Raw genomic sequence first — 1,396 nt, forward strand, 5'->3', positions numbered from 1 at the left:
ATCGCTGCCTGGCACCAAACCTGGTGAGTTGTTGGCAGTCATGAGTGCGGGAGCGTATGGCTTTGTGATGGCGTCGAATTACAACTCTCGACCCCGCGTACCGGAAGTGCTCGTCAAGGGCGGAGAGTTTCACGTGATTCGCGAGCGAGAAACATACGACGACCTCGTACGGGGCGAGAGAATTCCGTCCTTCCTCAACGAAACGGAGTGAGCATGTTTACCGGATCTCTTGTCGCGATTGTGACGCCATTTCGACAGGGCAAGGTCGACGAGTGCGCCTTGGCCGAGTTGATCGAATGGCAGATCGCCAGTGGCACCAATGGCGTTGTCCCCTGCGGAACCACTGGTGAATCGGCCACCCTTTCTCATAGCGAGCATAATCGGGTGATTGAGTTGACGGTCGAGGTGGTCCGGCGGCGTGCACCGGTTATTGCCGGAACCGGTTCGAATAGCACGGAAGAAGCCATCACTCTCACGAAACATGCGAAGCAGGCCGGAGCCGACGCTGCGTTGCTCATTACGCCCTACTACAACAAGCCGACTCAGGAAGGGCTCTATCGCCACTACAAGGCCGTTGCAGACGCGGTCGATCTGCCGTTAGTCCTATACAACATCCCCGGTCGCACCGGAGTCAACATGCTTCCGTCCACGATCGCCCGACTCTCAGCTATCAAGACGATCGTCGGCGTGAAAGAAGGAAGTGGCTCAGTCCAACAGGCTTCAGATATCGTACAGATGTGTGAGGACCGCCTAAGCGTGCTGGCTGGCGACGACTCTCTGACCCTGCCGATGATGGCGGTCGGCGGGAAGGGTGTGATTACCGTAACGGCCAATATCAAGCCAAAGGAAATGGCCGATCTTGTGAAGGCCTTTGCAGAGGGACGAATCGACGAAGCGCGACGGATTCATTTTAAGCTCTCTCCCCTCTTTGCAGCGTTGTTCTATGAGACCAATCCCATTCCCGTCAAAGAAGCGTTAGGACTCATGAGGAAAATCGACCCAGAGTTACGCTTACCGCTCTGCCCAATGGCGCAGGACACACGAGAGAAATTGATTCGCGTCCTCAAGGATGCGGCGTTAATCTAACTTGAGCAAGGTCTAGGTGCACGACAAGATGATCAAGATCATTGTAGCGGGTGCGGCCGGCCGAATGGGTTGCCGATTAGTGTCACTGATCCGCGATTCAACGGCGTTGACATTGGCAGGGGCTTTGGAAGGAAAAGGACATCCGGCGTTAGGGGAGGATGCAGGCGAGACTGCGGCCTCAGGTCGTGCCGGCATTCCCATCACAGATGACCTCTCCATTCTGATGGAGCGAGGAGAGGTTGTGATCGATTTTTCCTCGCCCTCGGCGACACTGGAACATATGCGGACCGTTGCTCACCACCGACGGGCC

At 56.3% G+C, this 1,396-nt stretch carries 3 protein-coding genes; all 3 read left to right on the plus strand.

What is annotated here, in order from left to right:
* Nucleotides 1-211 (plus strand): diaminopimelate decarboxylase (locus tag HZB34_14615; GenBank protein MBI5317193.1); only part of this gene is annotated, 211 nt, incomplete at its 5' end.
* A gap of 2 nt (nucleotides 212-213) precedes the next feature.
* A complete protein-coding gene (locus HZB34_14620; protein MBI5317194.1) occupies nucleotides 214-1,086 on the plus strand; it encodes a 4-hydroxy-tetrahydrodipicolinate synthase in 873 nt (290 codons plus the stop codon).
* Between the two features lie 28 nt (nucleotides 1,087-1,114).
* Nucleotides 1,115-1,396, plus strand: a 282-nt coding sequence (locus HZB34_14625) for a 4-hydroxy-tetrahydrodipicolinate reductase (protein MBI5317195.1), incomplete at its 3' end; no start/stop codon positions are given.

This window comes from Nitrospirota bacterium (genome assembly GCA_016219645.1).
GTDB lineage: Bacteria > Nitrospirota > Nitrospiria > Nitrospirales > Nitrospiraceae > Palsa-1315.